20 protein-coding genes and 6 tRNA genes are annotated in these 22,440 nt (G+C 41.5%); 15 read left to right on the top strand and 11 right to left on the bottom strand.

Annotated elements, in window-relative coordinates:
- Positions 1–153: 153 nt before the first annotated feature.
- From PSF28_RS15835 to cysM, 6 genes are all read left to right on the top strand, one after another.
- Positions 154–1,053: a Dyp-type peroxidase gene (locus tag PSF28_RS15835; RefSeq protein WP_272685323.1), complete on the top strand. Its 900-nt coding sequence runs from the start codon at positions 154–156 to the stop codon at positions 1,051–1,053.
- 428 nt (positions 1,054–1,481) lie between these two features.
- On the top strand, positions 1,482–2,504 hold the full coding sequence (locus PSF28_RS15830; protein WP_004912611.1) for a sulfate ABC transporter substrate-binding protein: 1,023 nt from the start codon (positions 1,482–1,484) through the stop codon (positions 2,502–2,504).
- Positions 2,504–3,334, top strand: a complete 831-nt coding sequence (cysT, locus tag PSF28_RS15825; RefSeq protein WP_004912608.1) for a sulfate/thiosulfate ABC transporter permease CysT — start codon at positions 2,504–2,506, stop codon at positions 3,332–3,334. Before PSF28_RS15830 ends, cysT begins: the two co-directional genes overlap by 1 nt.
- Positions 3,334–4,194, top strand: coding sequence for a sulfate/thiosulfate ABC transporter permease CysW (gene cysW / locus PSF28_RS15820; protein WP_272685322.1), 861 nt, complete (start codon positions 3,334–3,336; stop codon positions 4,192–4,194). The genes cysT and cysW overlap by 1 nt, the downstream gene beginning before the upstream one ends.
- 2 nt (positions 4,195–4,196) lie before the next feature.
- Positions 4,197–5,285, top strand: coding sequence for a sulfate/thiosulfate ABC transporter ATP-binding protein CysA (gene cysA, locus PSF28_RS15815; protein ID WP_272665881.1), 1,089 nt, complete (start codon positions 4,197–4,199; stop codon positions 5,283–5,285).
- A 375-nt stretch (positions 5,286–5,660) separates the two neighbouring features.
- Positions 5,661–6,545: a cysteine synthase CysM gene (gene cysM, locus PSF28_RS15810; RefSeq protein ID WP_210839199.1), complete on the top strand. Its 885-nt coding sequence runs from the start codon at positions 5,661–5,663 to the stop codon at positions 6,543–6,545.
- 95 nt (positions 6,546–6,640) lie between these two features.
- Here the strand turns inward: cysM and crr are convergent, their stop codons facing one another.
- From crr to cysZ, 5 genes are all read right to left on the bottom strand, one after another.
- Entirely contained in the window at positions 6,641–7,150 is a 510-nt protein-coding gene (gene crr, locus PSF28_RS15805; protein ID WP_004912598.1) for a PTS glucose transporter subunit IIA, read from the bottom strand.
- Between the two features lie 48 nt (positions 7,151–7,198).
- A complete protein-coding gene (ptsI, locus tag PSF28_RS15800; RefSeq protein WP_004264877.1) occupies positions 7,199–8,926 on the bottom strand; it encodes a phosphoenolpyruvate-protein phosphotransferase PtsI in 1,728 nt (575 codons plus the stop codon).
- A 140-nt stretch (positions 8,927–9,066) separates the two neighbouring features.
- Positions 9,067–9,324: a phosphocarrier protein Hpr gene (gene ptsH / locus PSF28_RS15795; RefSeq protein ID WP_004264876.1), complete on the bottom strand. Its 258-nt coding sequence runs from the start codon at positions 9,322–9,324 to the stop codon at positions 9,067–9,069.
- 350 nt (positions 9,325–9,674) lie between these two features.
- Positions 9,675–10,628, bottom strand: a complete 954-nt coding sequence (gene cysK / locus PSF28_RS15790) for a cysteine synthase A (RefSeq protein WP_004912592.1) — start codon at positions 10,626–10,628, stop codon at positions 9,675–9,677.
- Between the two features lie 243 nt (positions 10,629–10,871).
- The gene (cysZ, locus tag PSF28_RS15785) at positions 10,872–11,636 is read right to left on the bottom strand and encodes a sulfate transporter CysZ (protein ID WP_210839197.1); all 765 of its coding nucleotides are present in this window, start codon (positions 11,634–11,636) and stop codon (positions 10,872–10,874) included.
- 218 nt (positions 11,637–11,854) lie between these two features.
- Here cysZ and zipA point away from each other — a divergent pair, with 218 nt between their 5' ends.
- The 4 genes from zipA (at position 11,855) to PSF28_RS15765 (ending at position 16,688) form a co-directional block, all read left to right on the top strand.
- Complete coding sequence (gene zipA / locus PSF28_RS15780; protein WP_210839195.1) at positions 11,855–12,856, top strand: cell division protein ZipA; 1,002 nt, start codon at positions 11,855–11,857, stop codon at positions 12,854–12,856.
- Positions 12,857–12,912: 56 nt separating this feature from the next.
- Complete coding sequence (ligA, locus tag PSF28_RS15775) at positions 12,913–14,931, top strand: NAD-dependent DNA ligase LigA (protein ID WP_210839193.1); 2,019 nt, start codon at positions 12,913–12,915, stop codon at positions 14,929–14,931.
- A gap of 275 nt (positions 14,932–15,206) precedes the next feature.
- On the top strand, positions 15,207–16,391 hold the full coding sequence (locus PSF28_RS15770; protein ID WP_210839191.1) for a NupC/NupG family nucleoside CNT transporter: 1,185 nt from the start codon (positions 15,207–15,209) through the stop codon (positions 16,389–16,391).
- Between the two features lie 81 nt (positions 16,392–16,472).
- Positions 16,473–16,688 (top strand): DUF3820 family protein, encoded by a 216-nt coding sequence (locus tag PSF28_RS15765; protein WP_004912576.1) that lies wholly within the window; start codon positions 16,473–16,475, stop codon positions 16,686–16,688.
- Here PSF28_RS15765 and PSF28_RS15760 read toward each other — a convergent pair.
- Positions 16,685–17,101 carry a MarR family winged helix-turn-helix transcriptional regulator gene (locus tag PSF28_RS15760; protein WP_210839188.1) on the bottom strand — a complete coding sequence of 139 codons (417 nt, stop codon included), beginning with the start codon at positions 17,099–17,101 and terminating at the stop codon, positions 16,685–16,687. The two genes, PSF28_RS15765 and PSF28_RS15760, sit on opposite strands and share 4 nt — an antisense overlap.
- 123 nt (positions 17,102–17,224) lie before the next feature.
- Here PSF28_RS15760 and PSF28_RS15755 point away from each other — a divergent pair, with 123 nt between their 5' ends.
- On the top strand, positions 17,225–17,977 hold the full coding sequence (locus PSF28_RS15755; RefSeq protein WP_210839187.1) for an SDR family NAD(P)-dependent oxidoreductase: 753 nt from the start codon (positions 17,225–17,227) through the stop codon (positions 17,975–17,977).
- 56 nt (positions 17,978–18,033) lie between these two features.
- Here PSF28_RS15755 and PSF28_RS15750 read toward each other — a convergent pair whose 3' ends face one another.
- The 5 genes from PSF28_RS15750 to gltX all read right to left on the bottom strand — a co-directional run bounded on the left by PSF28_RS15750 (position 18,034) and on the right by gltX (position 21,524).
- Positions 18,034–19,071 (bottom strand): LLM class oxidoreductase, encoded by a 1,038-nt coding sequence (locus tag PSF28_RS15750; protein ID WP_272685321.1) that lies wholly within the window; start codon positions 19,069–19,071, stop codon positions 18,034–18,036.
- A 14-nt stretch (positions 19,072–19,085) separates the two neighbouring features.
- Entirely contained in the window at positions 19,086–19,613 is a 528-nt protein-coding gene (locus PSF28_RS15745; RefSeq protein WP_210839183.1) for a glutathione S-transferase family protein, read from the bottom strand.
- 122 nt (positions 19,614–19,735) lie between these two features.
- A tRNA-Ala gene (locus PSF28_RS15740) sits at positions 19,736–19,811 on the bottom strand.
- 42 nt (positions 19,812–19,853) lie between these two features.
- Positions 19,854–19,929 (bottom strand) — tRNA-Ala (locus PSF28_RS15735).
- 173 nt (positions 19,930–20,102) lie between these two features.
- Positions 20,103–21,524: a glutamate--tRNA ligase gene (gene gltX / locus PSF28_RS15730; protein ID WP_272685320.1), complete on the bottom strand. Its 1,422-nt coding sequence runs from the start codon at positions 21,522–21,524 to the stop codon at positions 20,103–20,105.
- Positions 21,525–21,946: 422 nt separating this feature from the next.
- Between gltX and PSF28_RS15725 the strand changes: the two genes are divergently transcribed.
- From PSF28_RS15725 to PSF28_RS15710, 4 genes are all read left to right on the top strand, one after another.
- A tRNA-Val gene (locus PSF28_RS15725) sits at positions 21,947–22,022 on the top strand.
- A 26-nt stretch (positions 22,023–22,048) separates the two neighbouring features.
- A tRNA-Val gene (locus PSF28_RS15720) sits at positions 22,049–22,124 on the top strand.
- 37 nt (positions 22,125–22,161) lie between these two features.
- Positions 22,162–22,237 (top strand) — tRNA-Val (locus tag PSF28_RS15715).
- A 37-nt stretch (positions 22,238–22,274) separates the two neighbouring features.
- Positions 22,275–22,350: transfer RNA gene (locus PSF28_RS15710), tRNA-Lys, on the top strand.
- Positions 22,351–22,440 lie beyond the last annotated feature (90 nt).

Below are 22,440 nucleotides of genomic sequence, written 5' to 3'. Positions count from 1 at the left end.
CCCTTTCTTAAATTTTCTTTCTTATAATAGACCTGAAACCTATATTCCCTTGCGTTAAAACAAGGTGAACATCATGGCGATAAGATAGGATATTAATATCGTTTTATATAAGAAATAGGTTATATAACATATTCATTTTACGAGGTTTACCGTATGTCTCATTCTCAAAGTGGTATTTTGAAAGAACATAGCCGTTTTGGTATTTTTATTGAAGCGCAAGTGCAAGAGGGATCTCTGGATGAAGTCAAGTCTGGATGTAAAAGCTTTGTCGAGGCTTTAACCAAATTACAAGCGCAATACCCAGATGATCGCCTCGGCGCGGTTATCGCGTTTGGCTCTGACATCTGGAAACAGCTCGGTAAGGCAAATAGTGCCCCTGAATTGAAACCATTTCACACGCTAGGTAAAGGACTCGCTCCTGCCACTCAACGGGATATGTTTATTCATATTCAATCACTGCGCCACGATATTAACTTTTCATTAGCACAGGCGGCTTTAAAAGCATTTGGTAAATCTATCTCTGTGGTTGAAGAAATTCATGGCTTCCGTTGGGTAGATGATAGAGATTTAAGTGGTTTTATTGATGGAACCGAAAATCCGCAAGGGGAAGAAATTGCGGAAGTCACATTAATCGAAGACGGTGAAGATAAAGGCGGAAGCTATGTTTTAGTCCAACGCTATGAACACGATTTAAGAAAATGGGATCGTTTTTCGGAACATGAACAAGAGAAAATGATTGGTCGGACGAAAAAAGACAGTATTGAGCTGGACGAAGATGCTCGTAATGTTACCTCTCATGTTTCCCGTGTGGTTATTGAAGAAGAAGGTGAAGAGCTTGAAGTTATGCGTCACAGCTTGCCATATGGAACAGCAAGCGGTAAGCATGGCTTATTCTTTGTGGCTTATTGTGCAAGATTACACAACATCGAACAGCAATTATTAAGCATGTTTGGTGAAAAAGACGGTAAATACGATGATTTACTACGTATGACGAAAGCGGTTTCGGGCAGTTATTACTATGCTCCGTCGATTGAGACATTGACGTCTCTGTAGCGTTACTCGTCATTCTTTGCGTTACAGCGTTGTTGGCTACGTAAGATTACCTTAGTCACATACTATTGTATGCTCCTAGGGCTAATCTTCCTTGCCGCCTAGCTGTAACACAAATTATTTAGAGTAACTGTTTATACTTAGCAATTTAAACATAATGATTTGTATTTATTCTATTATTATTAACTCGTTATCATTAATGCTTACTTACTACCTAGTAATGATTTAACTTATAGAATACCCCTCCATTGAGTAATATTCATATCGCTAACTAATTAAAATATCAGTTAATTTTTCTGCTTATGACGTTCATTTCTTTGTTATTCCAATTTGATATATAAAAAGGTGATTGATAGCTACCCAGTTATAACCAAAACAGATACAGTGGTTTTAATCTTAGTCATTTGGGTTTAGTTACGAACAGGTGTGGAATGAAAAAATCATTTTTGAAAAAAACGGCACTCGCGAGTTTGGCAACGGTCTCATTACTCGGCAGCTCGCCACTAATTGCAGCTGAACTGCTTAACAGTTCTTATGATATTGCTCGTGAATTATTTGTGGCATTGAACCCATCATTTGAAAAACAGTGGAATGAAGCTCACCCTGATGACAAATTAACCATCAAGCAATCACACGCAGGCTCATCAAAGCAAGCCTTGGCCATTTTACAAGGGCTAAAAGCAGATGTGGTGACCTACAACCAAGTCACAGACGTACAAATTTTGCATGATAAAGGCAATTTGATCCCAGCAGACTGGCAGGCTCGCTTACCAAATAATAGCTCACCATATTATTCCACAATGGCGTTTTTAGTGCGTAAAGGAAATCCTAAAGGAATTAAAACGTGGGATGATTTAGTCCGTGAAGATGTCAAATTAATCTTTCCGAATCCAAAAACTTCCGGAAATGGCCGTTATACCTACCTTGCGGCATGGGGGGCTTTTAACCAAGAAAATAAAGGTGATAAAGCGAAAACCCGTGAACAAATGAAACAATTCTTGAAAAATGTCGAGGTATTTGATACCGGAGGGCGTGGTGCAACAACATCATTTATTGAGCGGGAGCTTGGTGACGTCCTGATTAGCTTTGAATCCGAAGTGAATAATATTCGCTCTCAGTATGGTGAATCAGACTATGAAGTTATTGTGCCACCAGTGGATATCTTAGCAGAGTTTCCTGTTGCTTGGGTCGACAAAAATGTACAAAAGAATGGGACTGAAGACGTCGCTAAAGCTTACTTAAATTATCTCTATAGCCCACAGGCGCAAGAAATCATCACTCAGTATAATTATCGGGTGAATGATAAAGCGGTAATGAATGCGAATAAGGATAAATTTCCTGAAACTCAGCTGTTTACGGTTGAATCTCAATTTGAGAGCTGGCCAAAAGTGATGGATGTTCATTTCTCCACTGGAGGAGAATTTGACAAATTAATGGCAGAAGGGCGCCGTTAATGAATCGTTCAGGAAAGCGCTTTTTGCCAGGTTTCGGGCTAACGCTAGGTAGCAGTCTATTTTATACCTGTTTGATATTATTATTACCCATGAGCGCATTGGTAATTCAGTTATCAGAAATGACATGGCAGCAGTATTGGGCCGTCATAAGTTACCCGCAAGTGGTTGCAGCGTATAAAGTGACGTTACTGTCAGCGTTAGTCGCAAGTTTGTTTAATGCGGTATTTGGCATGTTATTAGCTTGGATTTTAACGCGTTATCGCTTTCCTGGGCGTTTGTTTTTAGATGGTTTAGTGGATTTACCCTTTGCGTTACCTACCGCTGTGGCAGGGCTGACATTAGCAACCTTGTTTGCAACCTCGGGATGGTATGGGCAATATCTGCACCAGTTTGATATTAAAGTTGTTAATACTTGGCTGGGAATTGCGGTTGCAATGGCTTTTACCAGTATTCCGTTTGTTGTGCGTACGGTTCAACCAGTGTTGGAAGAGCTCGGCCCTGAGTACGAAGAAGCTGCTCAGACCCTAGGCGCAAGCCGTTGGCAAACCTTTCGCCGAGTGGTATTACCGGAGCTTTCACCCGCCTTATTAGCCGGAACGGTTTTATCCTTTACACGTAGTTTAGGTGAATTTGGTGCCATTATATTTATTGCGGGGAATATTGCGTGGCAGACCGAGGTTGTCTCATTAATGATTTTTAGTCAGTTACAGCAATTTGATTATCCGGCCGCCAGTGCTGTCGCCTCAGTTATTTTAGCGGTTTCATTGTTACTGTTATTTAGTGTCAATTTAGTACAAAGTCGCTTCGGTAAACGGTTAGGAGGCAAGTAATGGCGCAAATTACCCCCATTCATACGGCTAGTCGTACCCAAATTAACTGGGGGAAATGGCTATTAATTGCGATAGGTTTATTGTTTTCATTTTTACTATTAGTTATTCCAATTGTTTGGATATTTATTACAGCTTTTCAAAAAGGGTTAGATGTCGTTTTACTGAATTTGGCGGACCCTGATATGCTGCATGCCATTGGTTTAACAGTATTAATTGCTTTAATTACGGTTCCGGTAAATTTAGTCTTTGGTACCATGATGGCGTGGTTAGTGACGCGATTTCAGTTTCCTGGTCGCCAATTATTACTAACCCTAGTTGATATTCCGTTTGCGGTTTCACCTGTTGTTGCAGGTTTGCTGTACTTACTTTTTTATGGCTCAAACAGTTGGTTTGGTGGATGGCTTGAAGGTTTTGACATCCAACTGATGTTTTCATGGCCCGGTATGGCGTTGGTGACTATTTTTGTCACTTGCCCATTTGTGGTACGTGAATTAGTCCCGCTAATGTTAAGTCAGGGTAGCCAAGAAGATGAAGCGGCGGTTTTACTAGGGGCCTCAGGATGGAAGATGTTTTGGCGTGTGACATTACCCAATATCCGCTGGGCATTATTGTATGGGGTAGTTCTAACTAACGCCCGCGCGATCGGTGAATTTGGTGCGGTTTCGGTGGTTTCGGGGGCTATTCGCGGTGAAACATACACCTTACCGTTGCAAGTTGAATTATTGCATCAGGATTATAATACGGTGGGCGCATTTACGGCCGCAGGGATCCTCGCACTAATGGCAATTATCACCTTAATACTTAAAAGTGCATTGCAGTGGCATTTGAGTCGCCAGCAATCTGAATCAGGAGTCCATTAATCATGAGTATTGAAATTGAAAAAATCGGTAAATTATTTGGTAAAACCCAAGTACTCAACGATATTTCACTGGATATTGCATCGGGTGAAATGGTTGCCCTATTAGGGCCTTCCGGTTCAGGAAAAACAACCTTATTGCGTATTATTGCAGGGCTTGAGCAACAAAGTCAGGGGCTATTGCGTTTTCATGGTCACGATGTCAGTAAAATCCATGCTAAAGATAGGCATGTTGGCTTTGTATTTCAACACTATGCATTATTTCGCCATATGACAGTGTTTGATAATGTGGCCTTTGGTTTGACTGTCTTACCAAGAAAACAGCGCCCATCAGCTCAGGCTATTAAAGATAAAGTAACAAAATTGCTGGAGATGGTTCAACTGGGTCATTTGGCTTCACGTTACCCTGCACAACTTTCAGGGGGACAAAAACAGCGTGTAGCATTAGCAAGGGCTTTAGCCGTTGATCCGCAAATTTTATTATTAGATGAGCCTTTTGGGGCGCTCGATGCACAAGTACGTATTGAATTACGCCGTTGGCTACGTCAATTACATGATGAATTAAAATTTACCAGTGTTTTTGTGACTCATGACCAAGAAGAAGCCATGGAAGTTGCAGACAGAGTGGTGGTGATGAGCCAAGGTCATATTGAGCAAGTTGGCACACCGAGTGATATATGGCAGCGGCCAGAAACACGATTTGTCCTTGAATTTATGGGAGAAGTTAACCAAATCTCTGCCCATATCAAAGGTTCAACATTAAATATCGGTGGCTATGATTTCCCACTGAACCATACCAGTGTTCAACAAGGTGAAGTTGACGTATTTTTACGACCTTGGGATATCTCATTGCAGTCTGAAGTGGATGAGCAGCACCGTTTACCTGTAAGGGTCACTGAATCGGGGCCAAGAGGGCATTTTTGGCAATTAACCGTTCAACCGCTAGGTTGGGGGAAAGAGCCGTTGTCAGTGATTTGGCAGTCTGAAAAAACAATCCCCACTCGAGGTGAACGTTATTTTTTAGGCAGCCAGCAGGCAAAGATTTATCAGGGGGAGCAGGCGTTAATTTTTCCACAGCTCGCTGAAAGTGCATGAATATAAAATTCAATAATTTATAACACTAATATATTATATTATTGGTGTTATTTTCTCTATTACCATCTAGGTATATCATCGATAATTAGACTTTATATTTAAAATATTCAGTCTAATCCTTTCTATATTTAAAATTCAACCTAACGTATTGATACTAATACATTAATTGTTTTATTTTTATGCCAAATATAACTGGTAATTCTATAAACTTATTGTAATATAATATATCAATTAGCTATATCAGAAGTGGCAATTAAGATAATCTATTTTTCTAATATGAATGTGAAGAAATTTCAATTTTCACATATCAATATTGGGGTAATATCTTATTTCTATTGTTTCTTATTTATATATAAAAATTATAAGGATGGTAAAGTGTCGGCTCTGGAACAGTTTATCGGTAATACCCCACTAGTAAAACTTCAGCGTTTAACACAAGGGATTGAAGCGGAAATTTGGGTAAAACTTGAAGGCAATAACCCCGCGGGTTCAGTGAAAGATCGTGCGGCATTTTCAATGATTAATGAAGCGCAATTACGGGGTGAAATTAAGCCAGGCGATACGCTAATTGAAGCAACTAGCGGTAATACCGGTATTGCCCTCGCGATGATAGCTGCAGTAAAAGGCTACAAATTAAAATTACTCATGCCTGATAACATGAGTAAAGAGCGACAAGCCTCAATGCAAGCTTATGGTGCAGAACTCATCTTAGTCAGTACGGCTGTCGGTATGGAAGGTGCACGGGATCTTGCTAAAGAAATGGAGCAGCGAGGAGAGGGGAAAGTTTTAGACCAATTTAATAACCCTGATAACCCATTAGCCCATTTTAAAACAACGGGTCCTGAGATTTGGCAGCAAACTAATGGCGCTATTACCCATTTTGTGTCGAGTATGGGAACAACGGGGACCATTACAGGGGTTAGCCGCTATTTAAAATCCCAGTCAGCGGACGTGCACGTTGTTGGCTTACAACCTGCTGAAAAAAGCCAAATTCCGGGTATCAGGCGCTGGTCACCGGGGTACTTGCCCGGCATCTTCGATGGCTCATTAGTTGATAGCGTACTGGATATAAACCAGCAAGAAGCCGAAGAAACCATGAGAGCCTTAGCGAAGGTCGAAGGTATCTTTTGTGGTGTGAGCTCTGGTGGAGCGGTTGCTGGTGCTTTAAAAGTGGCTCAAGCTAATCCGGGAGCGGTGATTGTGGCAGTCATTTGCGACCGAGGAGACCGCTATTTATCAACAGGCGTGTTTAATGGGTGAGTAAATTTGATTGCCACTGGCGTGCAATAAAGTGCCCCATCAATGAAAAACCATCAGGCAAGCCTGATGGTTTAAGCTAATTATGGGTAGTTGAGTTATTTCTTAATACGCATGACGACAGTTTCACCCACTGTCACTGAGCCTGTCAGTTTGTTTAGCTCTTTGATTTCGTCCATATTAGAAATGACAACTGGAGTTAGAACTGATTTTGCTTTCTCTTCTAATAGCGCTAAATCAAACTCAATGATTAAATCACCTTTTTTCACTGCTTGGCCTTCTTCGGCGATGCGTTTAAAACCCTCACCTTTAAGCTCAACAGTATCAATACCGAAGTGAACAAATAGTTCTATGCCATCATCTGATTCAATAGAAAACGCATGGTTAGTTTCAAAAATTTTACCAATTGTACCGTCTACAGGGGCAACGATTTTGTTACCTGCGGGTTTAATCGCAATACCATCACCAACAATTTTTTCTGCGAACACAACGTCTGGAACATCTTCAATATTGACAATTTCACCCGATAAAGGCGCGATAATCTCAATACTGCCACTGCTACTTTTGTCTTCCGAAACGAGTGATTTCAGTTTGTCAAACAGACCCATGGACCTTCTCCTAATCGTTTTATATGGGACCGAACTAATGTGCTGTTCTTAGCATAACGTTTTTTCTTGGATAAAGGTATCTACAAGTTTCATCAATTCATCCGCTGTTGGTTGAGCAAGTGCTTGTTCAGCCAAAGCTTGAGTATCAGTAAAGCTCGCATTGCGAATTAACTTTTTGATACGTGGAATTGAAATTGCGCTCATACTAAATTCATCCAGCCCCATGCCAAGTAGCAATAAGGTTGCACGCTCATCTCCAGCTAATTCCCCACACATCCCAGTCCATTTACCTTCAGCGTGTGATGCATCGATCACTTGCTTAATTAAGTTTAGGACAGCAGGTGACATCGGGTTGTAAAGATGAGAAATCAGTTCATTACCACGGTCGACCGCTAAAGTGTATTGAGTGAGATCGTTCGTCCCAATACTAAAGAAATCAACTTCTTTTGCCAAATGGCGAGCAATAACAGCAGCTGCTGGCGTTTCAACCATCACTCCGACTTCAATTGACTCGTCAAAAGCCTTACCTTCTTCACGTAACTGAGCTTTTAGCATTTCTAGCTCTGCTTTTAGTTCACGAACTTCTTCAACGGAAATGACCATTGGGAACATAATACGCAGTTTACCAAATTTAGAGGCTCTTAAAATAGCTCTTAATTGTGAGTGTAAGATTTCTTTGCGATCAAGACAAATACGAATTGCACGCCAGCCGAGGAATGGGTTCTCTTCTTTCGGCAAATTCATGTATGGCAGGTCTTTATCACCGCCGATATCCATAGTGCGGACAATAACGGCTTGGCTGCCCATTGCTTCTGCAACTGCTTTATACGCCTGAAATTGTTCTTCTTCAGTAGGAAGAGAGTCTCTATCCATGAATAAAAATTCAGTACGATAGAGGCCAACGCCTTCTGCGCCATTGCGTTCTGCACCGGCAACATCACGCACGGTACCAATGTTGGCACAAACTTCAACTTGATGACCATCAAGGGTGATAGCTGGCAAATCTTTTAATTTTGCGAGCTCTTCTTTTTCTTGAAGATATTCATCACGGAAGGCTTTTAGTTTATCGATTTCGGCTTCAGATGGATTCAAGTGGATAGTGTTGTTGACACCATCTAACACAATGAAATCGCCATTTTTAATTTTGCTGGTGGCATCGCTCGTGCCGACAATGGCAGGTAACTCGAGAGAACGCGCCATAATTGAGGTATGCGATGTACGGCCACCTAAATCAGTAATAAACCCTAATACTTTATCTAAATTTAGCTGTGCGGTTTCTGAAGGGGTTAAATCCGCAGCGACTAAAATAACTTCTTCGCTGATTGCACTTAAATCAACGATAGGAATATTTAAGATGTTTTTTAATAAACGTTTACCAATATCGCGTACGTCAGCAGCACGCTCTTTAAGGTATTCATCGTCAAGAGATTCAAGTGCTTGGGCTTGGTCTTCAATAACGGAATATGCAGCTGCATCCGCCGTTTTTTTATCACCTTTGATTAAAGAAACAATTTCTTGCTCCAGCTCTTCATCTTCCAGCAGCATGATATGACCTTCAAAAATCTCAGCTTTTTCGGCTCCAAGATTTTTTTCGGCTTTCTCTTTAATCAAATTGAGTTGTTCGGCTGATTTGTTACGGCCCTCAATAAAACGAGCGATTTCTTTATCAACCTGATCGTCAGCGATTTTTTTTGTGCTAACAACGATAGGATCTTCTTTGAGGATTAAAGCCTGACCAAAAGCAAAACCCGGGGATACTAAAATTCCTGAAATCATAATATTACCTTACTGCTGCTAGTGCTGGGAGTTCTGATGTTGCAGAGACGACAATGAATATAGCTGATTATACAAATGTCCCCGAATGACATCACTCAGGGACATTGAATGAAATCAGTAAATGCTATTTTCCTGCGAAATTATTCTAATTCGCCCATCAGTTTAACTAAATGCTCAACGGCTTCTTTTTCATCTTCGCCTTCAGCAGAAATTGTCACTACTGTGCCTTGTGTTAGGCCTAAGGTTTGTAATTTAAACAAACTTTTCGCGCTAGCGGATTTGCCGCCAGAAATTAAAGAAATGTCGGAAGAGAATGCTTTTGCTTCTTTTACGAATTGAGCTGCAGGACGAGTATGTAGACCATTTGGTGCCGTAATAGTAACTTCTTGCTGAAACATAGTATTTCCTCAATAACTTTCGTTTTTTTAATTACCCAGCCAATTGTAGATGAAATAGACTAGGTTTGCGTATAAGTTAGATTATTAACTTGGAAAAAGGTTTCCTACTTTGTGCGGTATCAACCCTTTTTCTGTTTTTTTGCGAACTCGTAACTTTTTCTCGTTGGCAAATTATTTTACTTGGCCTAGAGATTGGCTAAAAAGTGATTAATTTCGAGGTGCAAAATAATTACTATGTTTAATACTAAACCCCGAATTAGAAATCATCTCCATCCGTGCTAAAGTTTGATCCATGCCACAAAAAAAGCACCATTTAGGTGCTTTTTTAACGATATTGTAACGAAATTATGTTATTCAGCAGAAATGTCAGCAAACAGGACAGTTGACAGATAACGCTCACCTGAAGAAGGTAAAATAACGACAATATTTTTGCCTTTATAAGCAGGGTCAGCGGCAATCTTAGTGGCAGCAGCAATAGCAGCACCCGATGAGATCCCTGCGAGAATACCTTCTTTTTCCATCAGTTCACGTGCGGTTTTAATCGCTTCGTCATCACTGATTTGAATGACTTTATCAAGCAATTTTAAATCTAAGTTACCCGGAATAAACCCTGCACCGATCCCTTGTATTTTGTGAGGACCCGGCTTAATTTCTTCACCCGCCAAAGCTTGGGTAATGACAGGGGATGTTTCGGGTTCAACTGCGACGATAGTTACATCTTTACCTTTGGTATTTTTCAGATATTTTGCAATACCAGTAATTGTCCCACCTGTACCGACACCTGCGACCACAACATCTACATTGCCATCGGTATCTTCCCAAATTTCAGGCCCTGTGGTTTTTTCATGAATTTCAGGGTTTGCTGGGTTATTAAATTGTTGAAGTAATAGGTATTTTTTAGGGTTGCTATTCACTATCTCTTCAGCTTTAGCTATTGCACCCTTCATGCCTTTTGCTCCCTCGGTTAAAACGAGGTTGGCGCCCAATGCTTTGAGCAGTTTACGACGCTCAATACTCATGGTTTCAGGCATGGTCAAAGTCAATTTATAACCTCTTGCCGCAGCGACATAGGCTAAAGCTATACCCGTATTACCACTGGTTGGCTCAACTAACTCTTTGTCTTTATTTAGGATACCTTTTTTCTCTGCGTCCCAAATCATGTTCGCACCAATACGGCACTTAACGCTGAAGCTTGGGTTGCGAGATTCCACTTTTGCTAAAATATTGCCATTACCAAAATGCTTTAAACGGACAAGAGGGGTGTGGCCAATGGTCAACGAGTTATCATCATAAATTTTGCTCATGGGATATCCTTAAAAATCGGTTAGCCAGTAATGTAATCGGTATTAATAAAAAAATAATGAGATGGATTCAACATACGTTAAGAACAAATTAATGCAAATATGATTTGAGTATAAGCTTATAACGTAATGCTATTTTAGATCCAATTGTTCTAAGAAATTTTGCTGAAAATAGGTGAAGTATTCGATGAAAGAAAAGCGCAGGTGATAAACCTGCGCAATGACTGATATATAACAATTGATATATTAGTAGCGTGCGTAACGGTCACGATAGCGGTCAACCCACATCAATGTTGCACCACAGACGGCAACAGGCATGATCACTAAGTTGACAAAAGGCACCATCATTAACAGGCTAACAACGCCACCAAATTGAACATTTCTCATCCGTTCTTTGGCAAGTGCTTGCTTCATTTCACTGAAACCAACACGGTGATTATCAAACGGGTAATCGCAATATTGGATTGACATCATCCAAGCACCAAATAAAAACCACAGTACCGGAGCGACAGTTTGGCCAATACCAGGTATGAAAAATAGGATTAATAACCCAATAGCACGAGGTAAGTAGTAGCCGATTCGGACAAACTCGCGTTTTATCATACGAGGGACATCTTTTAATAACTCAGCCACACCCGTATCTGGTGATGGCTTACCCGTTAGCTCAGCTTCGAGTTTCTCTGATAGCCAACCGTTAAAAGGCGCCGCGATAATATTAGCAACCGTACTAAAGAAATAGGTAAATACAAGCAGTATTGAGATAACGGCGATTGGCCAAATAACATAGTCGAGCCATTGTAGCCAGTCAGGAACGTAACTCATCACTTGGTTTATCCAGCCACCAAGCTTGGTATATAACCACCAAAATGCGCCGCCTAAGAATAAAATATTGGCTAATAGGGGCAAAATAACAAAACGTTTAATACCGGGACGAGTGATTAATCTCCAGCCTTGTGTAAAATAATAAAAACCGGAATGGTCTTTTTGTGTCGAAAATGTCGATTGGGTCATACTTCTTGTTCTCTCCTTTTCGGTTGACCATGTATCATATAGATATGAAATTAGGCTGACTAGCCATTATTCGCTTAAAAAAGCAGCAAATGAAAGCGGAATATTCTCTTTCTTGTAAGAAAATCGTTCTGGGGGTTGCACTTAGAGCCATTGAGAAATAATCTTAGGGTAGTTTCCGCCGTGTTGGCATTATCATTCATCAACTAGAGATAGCAGCGATGCAGGATTTGCGTCTGATATTAGTGGTCGTAGGTGCGATAGCGATTGTCGCTTTATTACTGCATGGTTTATGGACCAGCCGTAAAGAGCGCTCAAAGTTATTTCGTGATAGACCCGTAAAACGTAGAAAAAACGATATGCAAGAGAATTCATCAGAATATGATGATTCTGCATTATTTACTGAAAATCAACCTACTCAGCAAGCGCCTGTTCACTCCGCTGCGACTGAGCCTGTATATCCGGTAAAAAATGAGTCTCCAGTTGAACCTAATATACAGCCACAGGCATCGGTTGAACCTGACATTATTATGAATATGCAGCCAGAGGCTAAATCGCCAGTTCATAATGAGCTTACGATGCACCAACGAACTGAACCTGTTCATGTACCTGAGCAGCTCACCATTAATATGAGTGAAGAAGTGGCAATTGAGCCAGAAGTTCGTACTCAGCCAGTCATTGGTACTGCCGCTGAGCCGCATATTGATTCAACTAAATTGAGCGAAGAGCCTCAGCCGAGTACCTATGAACAAGAGACGCAGCATATTGAGAAGAAAGCTGAGCCGCAGGAAAATTCTGCTACAACAAGTAGCAAGGAGACAGTCCTGGTACTTCACGTAGCCGCTCTTCAAGGACAAGAACTTCAAGGTGAATTGTTACTGCAGAGTATTTTACAAGCCGGTTTCCAATTTGGGGAAATGAAAATATTCCATCGTCATGTGAATCCGTCTGGTACAGGGCCTGTGCTGTTTAGCTTAGCTAACATGGTGAAGCCGGGCTCATTTGACCCTGAGACAATGGCTGACTTTACCACCCCTGGGGTTTCCATGTTTATGATGGTACCGTCTTACGGTGATGCAGGGCAAAATTTCAAACTGATGTTGCAAGCAGCTCAACGTATCGCATCAGATGCGGGAGGGGTTGTTCTCGATGACGAACGCAAAATGCTGACACCTCAAAAAATAGAGGTGTATCACGCACGAATTAGAAACACACTAAATTAAATAAACGTTGAACAAAACCCCCATTATTGGGGGTTTTTTATCTGTATGAGTGAATCATGACTACCAAACAAGAAATAGACGAATTAAAAAAACAGTTACGTCATCATGAATATCAATACCATGTATTAGATGCGCCTGAAATTCCAGACGTGGAATATGACAAGTTAATGCAACGTCTAAAAGAGATAGAGGCGCAGCATCCTGAACTTGTCACCAGTGATTCACCGACTCAACGTGTTGGTGCTGCACCATTAGCTGCATTTGATACCGTACGCCATGAAATTCCTATGTTGTCTCTAGATAACGTTTTTGATGAAGAAAGCTATCTTGCGTTCGATAAGCGAGTTAGAGATCGCTTAAAAAATCATCAAGAACTGACTTTTTGTTGTGAGCTCAAGTTAGATGGGCTAGCGGTCAGTTTGCTGTATGAAAACGGTGAGCTAGTACAGGCCGCGACTCGGGGCGATGGAACCGTAGGCGAAAATATTACAGCGAATGTTCGAACCATCCGCGCTATCCCATTGCGTTTAACGGGAAGCAATATTCCTGATCGCGTTGAGATCCGTGGGGAAGTTTTTATGCCCCAAAAAGGTTTTGAAGCGCTTAATGAGCAAGCACGCAAAACGGATGGCAAAGTCTTTGCAAACCCACGTAATGCAGCAGCAGGTTCTTTACGCCAATTAGACCCACGTATTACCGCCAAAAGGCCGCTTACTTTTTATTGTTATGGTGTTGGGGTGGTTGAAGGTGGCACTTTACCGGATACACATTATGACCGTTTGATGCAATTCAAGGCATGGGGTTTACCGGTTAGTGATTATGTTCAATTACGTGTTGGTCATCAGGCAGTATTGGATTTTTACCATGAAATTGAGCAAGTTCGACCTGAGCTTGGCTTTGATATCGATGGTGTGGTTATTAAGGTTAACTCGATTGCGATTCAAGAAGAGTTAGGGTTTGTTTCTCGAGCACCTCGCTGGGCGACCGCGTTTAAATTTCCAGCGCAAGAACAAGTGACATTATTAAAAGATGTTGAATTTCAAGTCGGGCGTACCGGTGCTATCACGCCTGTCGCGCGTTTAGAGCCTGTGCAAGTTGCAGGCGTCGTGGTCAGCAATGCGACTTTACACAATGCCGATGAAATCGAACGCCTTGGCGTGCATATTGGTGACACAGTTATTATTCGTCGAGCCGGAGATGTTATTCCGCAAATCGTCAGTGTTGTGGTTGATAACCGCCCTGCAGATAGCCGGGAAATTGTTTTCCCAACTCATTGCCCAGTATGTGGCTCTGATATCGAACGAGTCGAAGGCGAAGCGGTAGCGCGCTGTACAGGTGGGCTTATTTGTGGGGCACAACGCAAAGAAGCACTGAAACATTTTGTCTCACGCAGAGCAATGGATGTCGATGGCATGGGCGATAAAATTATCGACCAACTAGTTGAAAAAGAGTATGTCAAAACGCCAGCAGATTTATATCAATTAAGTGCAGGTATCTTAACAGGCTTGGATAGAATGGGGCCGAAATCGGCACAAAATCTGGTTGATGCACTCAATAAGTCTAAACAAACGACGTTAGCTCGTTTTATTTATGCCCTTGGAATTCGTGAAGTTGGTGAGGCAACAGCGGCAAACTTAGCCGCGCATTACACCACACTTGACGCCGTGATGACGGCAGATGAAGAGTCACTAAAAACGGTTCAAGATATTGGCCATGTGGTCGCGAAGCATGTGGTCAATTTTTTCCGCGAACCTCATAACCAAGCGGTGATTGAAGATTTACTGACTAAGGCAAATATTCATTGGCCTGAAGTGAAAGTCGTCAACAGTGCAGAAATAGATAGCCCATTTGCAGGTAAAACGGTAGTGCTAACAGGGTCAATGAGTATCTTGACGCGTGATGAAGCCAAAGACAAATTAGTCGCTTTAGGTGCAAAGGTTTCAGGAAGTGTCTCTAAAAAAACAGATTTGGTGATTGCTGGTGAGGCCGCAGGTTCTAAATTAGCGAAAGCGAATGAACTTGGCATACGTGTTATTGATGAAAATGAATTGATTCGTTTGCTGAATATTCAATAGTGAACTATATTCAATTTGGCTTAGTTGCCTACAATCTCTGTAGGCAACAATTTTGTACGCAGGTTGTTGTAAGTCTTAACTTAAATTCTCAGTAAAATTTCTGTGCAAAAAAAGCGAATACTAGGACTTGTTATAGCTGAAACGTGATCCCCTTCTTCTTTTTGCAAAATACACCTAGTAAGCTTTCATATTAATGTGACCCCCGTCTCATTTAAATGTTGTCTATTACATAGAATATGCACATAGACTGATTCTTAAATTTGTTGGAGTCGCATATGACCTCGATCCTGCATTTCGTTTTATCTTTAGTAGTAATTGCTGCTCTTGCAATTTTAGCTAGTAGTAACCGTAGAGGAATCCGCCCTCGCTATGTTGTTCAACTACTGGTTATTCAAATTGCATTAGCTTATCTGTTCTTAAAATCGAATATTGGCGAATCATTTGTTCTTGGTGTAGCAGGAGTGTTTACCCACTTGCTAGGCTATGCAGCAGAAGGGACTAAATTTATTTTTGGCGGTATGATTGAAGGCAACTTAGCGTTCTTCTTCTTACAAGTGTTATGTCCAATCATCTTTATTTCTGCATTGATCGGGATCTTACAGCACGTCAAAATTCTTCCTATCGTGATCCGTATCATCGGTACCGTGTTATCGAAAGTGAATGGTATGGGTAAATTGGAGTCATTTAACGCAGTCAGCTCATTGTTATTGGGTCAGTCAGAAAACTTTATTGCGTATAAAGACCAATTGAATCGGATGTCAGATCGCAGAATGTACACCATGGCCGCAACAGCCATGTCAACGGTATCTATGTCTATCGTTGGGGCATACATGACCATGTTAGAACCACGTTTCGTGGTCGCAGCATTGGTTCTGAATATGTTCGGTACTTTTGTTGTACTCTCACTGATTAACCCGTATCCACCGGAAGGTGAAGAAGATATTCAAATGAGCAACCTGCATGAAGGGCAAAGCTTCTTTGAAATGTTGGGAGAATATATTCTTGCTGGGTTTAAAGTAGCGATTATCGTTTCAGCGATGTTAATTGGTTTTATTGCCCTCATTGCAATGATTAACGGTATTTTCTCAGCTGTATTCGGTATCGACTTCCAAACTATGTTAGGTTACGTATTCTATCCGTTTGCGTGGATGCTCGGTATTCCTGCTGAAGAAGCCTTACAGGTTGGCGGAATTATGGCAGTGAAAATGGTAACGAATGAATTCGTTGCGATGGATGGCTTACAAGCGATTGCTGGTGGGTTATCTGAGCGCTCTATTGGTATCTTGTCAGTATTCTTAGTTTCTTTCGCTAACTTCTCATCCATCGGTATTATTGCGGGTGCGATTAAAGGCTTAGATGAGAAACAAGGTAATACCGTGGCTCGCTTCGGTTTAAAATTACTGTATGGTTCAACCTTAGTTAGCTTCTTATCCGCAGCCGTTGTTGGGTTAGTTTTGTAATCCACTAAAACATGCTAAATTAAGAAACGGCGTTCAAATGAGCGCCGTTTTTTTATGCTTTGATACAAAAGAGAACTAATAATGGAAAAACAAGATCTCATCGATATGGCCAATACCTATATGCCATTTGGTAAATATAAAGGCTGCGTATTAATTGATTTACCCGAAGAATATTTATTATGGTTCTATAAGAAAGGAGAGTTTCCTGCTGGGCGTTTAGGGCAGTTAATGGAGATGACCCTAGGGTTAAAAATAGAAGGTTTAGAAGGGCTAGTAAAGCCTTTAAAGCGAGGTTAATCGTGCCCCAGTGCGTGAGTAATCTTCTGGCTTAAAGTAATAAATAGCTTTTGTTCTTGGGGCGTTAATGCGGCTTTGACCTTTTCTGCATTTTCAGCACGTCCTGTGGCGGCTCGTTGCAAAAAGTGATGCCCTTTTTCGGTTAAACGGGTGATCAGTTCCCGTCTATCTTCTTCAGATTGATATTGCTCGACAAATTCATAAGATTTCAGAACTCGAAGAAACTTTGATAAATTTTGGCGAGAAAGGCCAAGTGCTTGGCTTAACTGGCTTGGTGTTAAATCCCCTTTTAATCTCAATATTTCTAACACATCATATTGGCCCCAAGTTATTTGCTCAGGGGTAAAGCTAACTCTGCGTGCAACTAGGGTGCATTGCAGTAGCGAAAGCGCATCTTCTAGAGAATTTGGCATTATGGTGATTCCGTAATATTCAGTCTATTGAGTATATATTGATTTTAATAATAAGACGACTTATTGATTAACTTTAGTTAATTAATTATAGTTAACTAAAGTTAATTATAATAGAGGTGAGCTATGGGTAAATTTAATCAGCGAGTTGCGCTTATAACAGGGGCATCGACAGGTGTCGGTTTCACTATTGCACAAAAGCTGTATTCACTTGGCGCGATAGTGGTAATTACGGGGCGTAATGAGGCAGCTTTACAACAAGCCGCTAAAGAAATAGACCCAACAGGACAACGTGTCTATACCATAAAAATGAATGTCGCAAATGCACAAGACTTTAAAATAACAGTTGAAAAAATTGAGCAACAATACGGTGCATTGCACTACTTGGTGAATAATGCAGGGATTACTGGGCCTCATGGCGTCAATATTGAAGATTATCCTTTAGAGGCTTGGCATGAGGTGATTGAGACCGATATAACAGGAACATTTCATGGTTTGAAGTACAGTATTCCTGCGATTTTGCACAGTGGTGGGGGAGCTATCGTGAATTTATCAGCTTGCAATGGGGTAACAGGGATCGCGGGTATAGCACCTTACACCGCAGCAAAGCATGCGGTACTAGGGTTAACGCGTTCAGCAGCCTTAGAAAACGCTCAAAAAGGTATCCGTATCAATGCGGTTGGCCCTGGCTATGTAGAAACACCGAATATTAGCGTATTACCACAGGAAACGCAGCGATGGATGGCTTCAACCCACCCAATGGGTAGAATGGCAACTCGGCGAGAAATTGCTAATGTTGTCGCTTTTTTGTTATCAGAAGAGAGTAGCTTTATAACAGGGGCATTTATTCCTATTGATGGTGGTTATACCGCGCAGTGATGCAAAATAATCAAGGTTTGGCGTCAGCCACAAAATGAGGGAAGACGCCAAAATTACTACCAGTCTACGAGCCTGCTTTTGATCCCTTGGTGGCTAGGGAAATGCGGTAAAACCTCTTCAGCTATTTCTTGTAGTACTTCTAAAGCTGGGCGCTCAGAGTATTGAATTCCAATCGCGGCATGGTTAACTCCCGCAGCTTGCCATTCTTCGAGTAGTTGAATCAAACCGTTACGGCCTGTTCGTAGAGTGAATCCTCCTCGTAATGGAGTGCGTGGGAAATCAGGATCATCGACAAGGTCAATCCATTCATTTGTCATATGTGGCCTAAAGTCATGTTCAGGGATGAGGGCGCGCCAGGCTGCAATTTTCTCCGCTAAACGAAGAGCGCCTTCTGGATGACTGGTAGCTTCAGGATAGGATAACCAACCATCAGAATAGTCGGCAATCCACTGTTTAGATTGGCCTGATCCTCCTGTGACGATTAATGGTATTTGCCCAGCAATTGGTTTCGGGAGTAGCTGTGCTCGATTGAACTCACCTAGTGGGGATTGAATGTTCAGTAACCCATCCGCCAATAACTGCCTAAAGTAATCAACAGCCTGTGCAAATCTTTTTGCACGTTGCTCATAATTAATACCATAAGCAGGAAACTCAATCGCTCTATCTCCTGAGGCGATACCCATTACTAGCCGGTTACCTGAAAGTTGGTCAATTGTGGTGGCCGCTTTGGCTAAATCAATCGGGTGTCGTAATGAAAAAATCGAGCTTCCTGTAACCAATGCAACATTTTTTGTTCTGGCAGCAATAAAGGACAAATAGGTCAGAGGATCAAATAGCTGGCCTGCATCACCAAACAACGGGTCGAATAAGGGAATATCTCGCACCCAAACTGCAGCAAAATTATATTCATCAATATGTTCGATTAACTTTATTTGCCCCTTTAATATCTGAGTATCTCCTTGATAGAAACGTAAGGGCAGAAAAATTCCGACAGTAAGTTTGTTAGGAGAAAACATACGACTATAGCCAATATGAGATGCAAAGGATGATGATGGCTGTGCTTTTTGTTTAGGGAAAAATGGAGATGTATTCATGTCATTGTCCAATATTAGGCTTCTGTAGCAGGGGCGGGTAGAGTGATCCCTTTCATGACTGCGGATCTCAAGGTGACTCGGTCATACCATCTCGTTAAATGTGTGTGTTGGCTAAAATCGAATGCAATAACCTGAGCAATGTGTAACCAGCCGAAATTAGCAATATCTGCGATGGAGTAATCAGAGCCTGCAAGATAAGGTGCATTTTCGAGTTGTTTGTCTAATACCGCGAGTGCTTTGTGGGTCATATTAAAATAGCGCTCCACAATATCTGGCTTTGGTGATTTATCGAAAATAGCGAAGTTTACCCATTGACCTATAATCGGCCCTAAACTGGCAGAATGGAATTGTAGCCATTTAATGGCTTCCCATTTTTGTTTAGGGTCAGCGGGAAGAAGTTGGCCTGTTTTTTCAGCAAGATATAATAAAATTGCGGCTGATTCAAAGAGAGTAATCTCTGTTTGTGGATCATAAATAACAGGAATACGTCCATGAGGATTTAACTGTAAAAAAGCGGGTTGCTGGTGGTCATGATAAGCCATGGCCAGCGAGGTTCGCGTATTATTTAGTGATGTTACCAGAATCTATTGATAAACCAGAAGTTTTAGCATTTTTAAATTGGATTAAATCGGAAGCTAAACAGACTGAAAGTGTAGAAAGTTAATGGTGGAGCTAAGCGGGATCGAACCGCTGACCTCTTGCATGCCATGCAAGCGCTCTCCCAGCTGAGCTATAGCCCCAATTGAAATGTTTTGTATTGTGCCATCTAACAGGGAATTAGATGGTGGAGCTAAGCGGGATCGAACCGCTGACCTCTTGCATGCCATGCAAGCGCTCTCCCAGCTGAGCTATAGCCCCAAACAAAATCTTTTGGACGGGATGCATCATATTCAAGCTAACTTAGAGTGTCAATAAAATAATCGGGTTTTAGGTTTAATTGCTGAAATATAGAACATTTTGCAATCAGTTTAGTCAGGAAAGGAGGGGGCAGAGAACTGGCCCCCAATAAATTAGGGGCCGAAAATTTTAAATTATTGAGCCGAAGCTTCACGCTCAGCGATAAACGCTAAGGCTTTTTCAATACGAGCGATTGAACGGGCTTGGCCGATAGCGTGAACAGTGACATCAAGGCCTGGAGATTGGCCAGCACCTGTCACCGCAACACGTAAAGGCATACCCACTTTACCCATACCTACTTCTAACTCAGCTGCAGTGGCTTCGATGGCCTGATGGACATTTTCTGCTGTCCAATCCGTAATTGCAGCTAACTTATCTTTTACGACTTCTAAAGGTTGACGAGCGACTGGGCGCAAGTGTTTTTTCGCTGCGTCAGCATCAAACTCATTAAAATCCTGGTAGAAATAGTGACAAGATTCCGCCATTTCTTTCAATGTTTTGCAACGCTCACCTAGTAATTTGATTAAATCAACTAATTGAGGACCTGTGCTGGTATCAATATTTTGTTGCTCAATATGCCATGCAAGATAGGTTGCAACTTCTTCTGCTGGTAACGTATTGATATAGTGGTGGTTTAACCATTGCAGTTTTTCAGTGTTAAACGCACTTGCTGATTTACTGATTGCATCAAGGCTGAAATATTCTTTCATTTCTTCAACGGTGAAAATTTCTTGGTCACCATGAGACCAACCTAAACGTACCAGATAATTAAGAAGCGCTTGCGGCAAATAACCGTCATCACGATACTGCATAACGCTAACTGCACCATGGCGTTTTGACAGTTTTTTACCATCATCACCTAGGATCATTGACACGTGAGCATACACAGGCACTGGTGCGCCTAATGCTTTTAGAATATTGATTTGGCGGGGTGTGTTATTAATATGGTCTTCACCACGAATAACATGAGTGATTTCCATATCCCAGTCATCAATTACGACACAGAAATTATATGTCGGGGAGCCATCAGTACGGCGAATGATTAAGTCATCCAGTTCTTGGTTACTAAACTCAATTGGTCCACGAATTTTGTCGTCAAAAATAACGGAACCTTCTTGTGGATTACGAAAACGAACAACGTGTGGTTCATCTGGTGTATGGTTGTGAGCATGATCACGGCAGAAACCATCGTATCGAGGCTTTTCGTTATTTGCCATTTGTTCTTCACGTAACGCTTCTAGACGCTCTTTTGAGCAATAACAACGATAAGCGGTACCCGCATCTAACATTTGGTCAATGACGTCATTATAACGGTCAAAACGTTTAGTTTGATAATAAGGGCCTTCATCCCAATTTAAATTCAACCAGTTCATACCGTCCATAATGGCGTCGATAGCTTCCTGAGTTGAACGTTCTAAGTCAGTATCTTCAATACGCAGGACAAATTCGCCCTGATTGTGGCGACTAAATAACCAGGAATACAGAGCGGTACGTGCACCACCAACGTGTAAATAGCCAGTTGGGCTTGGCGCAAAACGGGTTTTGATTTTACTCATCGAGATTGCCTTAATTGCAAAACATGTTTTTGAAGCGCTTATCTATTTACTGTAGAAGACTAAAAACAAGCACAGTTAACTGGGTAGCAAGTTTGATGTTCTAAACAGTGAAATGTTTAAGCATTGCTAAAATGTGTATCTATTCTATCATCCTACAATGATTCCTCAATCAAGTTATCAGGATAGAAGACAAGAAATTACGCAGTTTCGCCAAATTTGACATAAATAAATGCGCTTTAAAAATAATTTCTGTTTTTGTTCTTAAAAGAACAAAGAGAAAATGATAGGTAATTGATTAAAAAGGCAGCTTTTCTGGTGAATATTGAAACATCTTGATTATTTTTGCAACGAACGATAAAAATCTATTGAAAAAGCGTTGACTCAGAACTCAGTATCCCTATAATGCACCTCCATCGACGACGGGGCGATTAGCTCAGTTGGTAGAGCACCTCCCTTACAAGGAGGGGGTCAGTGGTTCGAGCCCGCTATCGCCCACCACCGTTGACGATGAAAAATAAATAATTGGGCGATTAGCTCAGTTGGTAGAGCACCTCCCTTACAAGGAGGGGGTCAGTGGTTCGAGCCCGCTATCGCCCACCAATTATTTATTACAATGTGATAGTATAAGTCATGAAGTGGGCGATTAGCTCAGTTGGTAGAGCACCTCCCTTACAAGGAGGGGGTCAGTGGTTCGAGCCCGCTATCGCCCACCACTTCATCCGTTACTCGCATTAAAATACAAATTTAGATGGGTCGTTAGCTCAGTCGGTAGAGCAGTTGACTTTTAATCAATTGGTCGCAGGTTCGAATCCTGCACGACCCACCATCTAAACCAGTATAAAATCAGAATTTCCAAGATGGGTCGTTAGCTCAGTCGGTAGAGCAGTTGACTTTTAATCAATTGGTCGCAGGTTCG

The organism is Providencia sp. PROV130, from assembly GCF_028482225.1.
GTDB classification, from domain to species: Bacteria; Pseudomonadota; Gammaproteobacteria; order Enterobacterales; family Enterobacteriaceae; genus Providencia; species Providencia rettgeri.
This window is presented reverse-complemented; position numbering and strand designations above follow the sequence as displayed.

Bases quoted from the DNA above. Each gene is read 5' to 3' on its own strand.
- PSF28_RS15835 (WP_272685323.1), top strand. From the start codon at position 154: ATGTCTCATTCTCAAAGTGGTATTTTGAAAGAACATAGCCGTTTTGGT.
- PSF28_RS15830 (WP_004912611.1), top strand. From the start codon at position 1,482: ATGAAAAAATCATTTTTGAAAAAAACGGCACTCGCGAGTTTGGCAACG.
- cysT (WP_004912608.1), top strand. From the start codon at position 2,504: ATGAATCGTTCAGGAAAGCGCTTTTTGCCAGGTTTCGGGCTAACGCTA.
- cysW (WP_272685322.1), top strand. From the start codon at position 3,334: ATGGCGCAAATTACCCCCATTCATACGGCTAGTCGTACCCAAATTAAC.
- cysA (WP_272665881.1), top strand. From the start codon at position 4,197: ATGAGTATTGAAATTGAAAAAATCGGTAAATTATTTGGTAAAACCCAA.
- crr (WP_004912598.1), bottom strand. From the start codon at position 7,150: ATGGGTCTGTTTGACAAACTGAAATCACTCGTTTCGGAAGACAAAAGT.
- ptsI (WP_004264877.1), bottom strand. From the start codon at position 8,926: ATGATTTCAGGAATTTTAGTATCCCCGGGTTTTGCTTTTGGTCAGGCT.
- ptsH (WP_004264876.1), bottom strand. From the start codon at position 9,324: ATGTTTCAGCAAGAAGTTACTATTACGGCACCAAATGGTCTACATACT.
- cysK (WP_004912592.1), bottom strand. From the start codon at position 10,628: ATGAGCAAAATTTATGATGATAACTCGTTGACCATTGGCCACACCCCT.
- cysZ (WP_210839197.1), bottom strand. From the start codon at position 11,636: ATGACCCAATCGACATTTTCGACACAAAAAGACCATTCCGGTTTTTAT.
- zipA (WP_210839195.1), top strand. From the start codon at position 11,855: ATGCAGGATTTGCGTCTGATATTAGTGGTCGTAGGTGCGATAGCGATT.
- ligA (WP_210839193.1), top strand. From the start codon at position 12,913: ATGACTACCAAACAAGAAATAGACGAATTAAAAAAACAGTTACGTCAT.
- PSF28_RS15770 (WP_210839191.1), top strand. From the start codon at position 15,207: ATGACCTCGATCCTGCATTTCGTTTTATCTTTAGTAGTAATTGCTGCT.
- PSF28_RS15765 (WP_004912576.1), top strand. From the start codon at position 16,473: ATGGAAAAACAAGATCTCATCGATATGGCCAATACCTATATGCCATTT.
- PSF28_RS15760 (WP_210839188.1), bottom strand. From the start codon at position 17,101: ATGCCAAATTCTCTAGAAGATGCGCTTTCGCTACTGCAATGCACCCTA.
- PSF28_RS15755 (WP_210839187.1), top strand. From the start codon at position 17,225: ATGGGTAAATTTAATCAGCGAGTTGCGCTTATAACAGGGGCATCGACA.
- PSF28_RS15750 (WP_272685321.1), bottom strand. From the start codon at position 19,071: ATGAATACATCTCCATTTTTCCCTAAACAAAAAGCACAGCCATCATCA.
- PSF28_RS15745 (WP_210839183.1), bottom strand. From the start codon at position 19,613: ATGGCTTATCATGACCACCAGCAACCCGCTTTTTTACAGTTAAATCCT.
- gltX (WP_272685320.1), bottom strand. From the start codon at position 21,524: ATGAGTAAAATCAAAACCCGTTTTGCGCCAAGCCCAACTGGCTATTTA.